The organism is Rhizobacter sp. Root1221 (assembly GCF_001425785.1).
GTDB lineage: Bacteria > Pseudomonadota > Gammaproteobacteria > Burkholderiales > Burkholderiaceae_C > Rhizobacter.
In genome coordinates, this window is sequence record NZ_LMDI01000074.1 from 1 (window position 1) to 1181 (window position 1181).

A 1181-nucleotide genomic window follows, 5' to 3' on the forward strand; every position below is an offset into this window, starting at 1 on the left:
GTGAGGCTGTCGTCGCGGTCGGTGGCATCGAGTGCGCGGGCCTTGATGGTGGCCAGATCCCAGGTGGTGCCGTCGGCGAAGCGGATCTGTTCGATGCGTTGGCCGCTGGTGACGTCCGAGCTGAAGAATGCGTAGACTTCGAGGCGGTCGGCCGTGCCGAGGATCGTCAGGAACAGACTGTCGCCGGTGCGCAGCAGCTGGATGTCGCCTGGGACGATGCCTGCAGCGAGTTGCACCTGGTCGAGCTTGCCCACCGTCGTGTCGTTGGAGAAGATTCGGTCCGACCCGTGGCCGCGGCCGAACATGTAGGTGTCGTTGCCCGCACCGCCGTCCAGCGAATCATTGCCTGCGCCACCGTCGAGCGTGTCGTTGCCAGCAGGTGTCTTCGCCGTCGCCGCCGTCGATCGTGTCATTGCCGCCGCCGCCGCTGAGGCTGTCATTGCCGAGGGCGCCCTGGACGGTGTCGGCCGAGTTGTAGCCGGTGAGGCTGTCGTCGCGGTCGGTGGCATCGAGTGCGCGGGCCTTGATGGCGGCCAGGTCCCAGGTGGTGCCGTCGGCGAAGCGGATCTGTTCGATGCGTTGGTTGCCGGTCACGTCCGAGCCGAAGAAGGCGTTGACGTCCAGCCGGTCGCCCGCGCCGACGATGACCACGCTGAGGACGTCGTTGCTGCGAATCAACTGGATGTCGGCGGGGGTGATGCCCGCGCCGAGCTGGACGACGTCCAGCTTGCCCGCGGTCGTGTCGTACGCCGAAATGAAGTCGACGCCGGACCCTCGTCCGAAGAGGTAGGTGTCGCTGCCGGCGCCGCCGTCGAGCGTATCGTTCCCTGCACCACCGTCGAGGGTGTCGTCACCTGCGTTGCCACTGAGGGAGTCCATGCCGGCCCCGCCCACGTGGTTGTCGTTGCCGTCACCGCCGGACAGGGTGTCGTCGCCGTCGCCGCCGTCGATCGTGTCATTGCCGCCGCCGCCGCTGAGGCTGTCATTGCCGAGGGCGCCCTGGATGGTGTCGGCCGAGCTGTAGCCGGTGAGGCTGTCATCGCCGTCGGTGGCATCGAGTGCGCGGGCCTTGATGGTGGCCAGATCCCAGGTGGTGCCGTCGTCGAAGCGGATTTGTTCCAGGCGGTAGTTGCCGGTCACGTCCGAGCCGAAGAAAGCGTTGACGTCCAGCCGGTCGCCCG

The 1181-nt window shown here is 67.6% G+C and carries 2 protein-coding genes; both read right to left on the reverse strand.

The genetic code is table 11. The annotated features are described in order from the left end of the window. Positions 1-413, reverse strand: a 413-nt coding sequence (locus ASC87_RS28380) for a calcium-binding protein (protein WP_304440713.1), incomplete at its 3' end; no start/stop codon positions are given. Next, the coding region (locus ASC87_RS28385) for a calcium-binding protein (protein ID WP_304440714.1) at positions 340-1181 on the reverse strand (842 nt) is incomplete at its 5' end. The genes ASC87_RS28380 and ASC87_RS28385, both read right to left, overlap by 74 nt.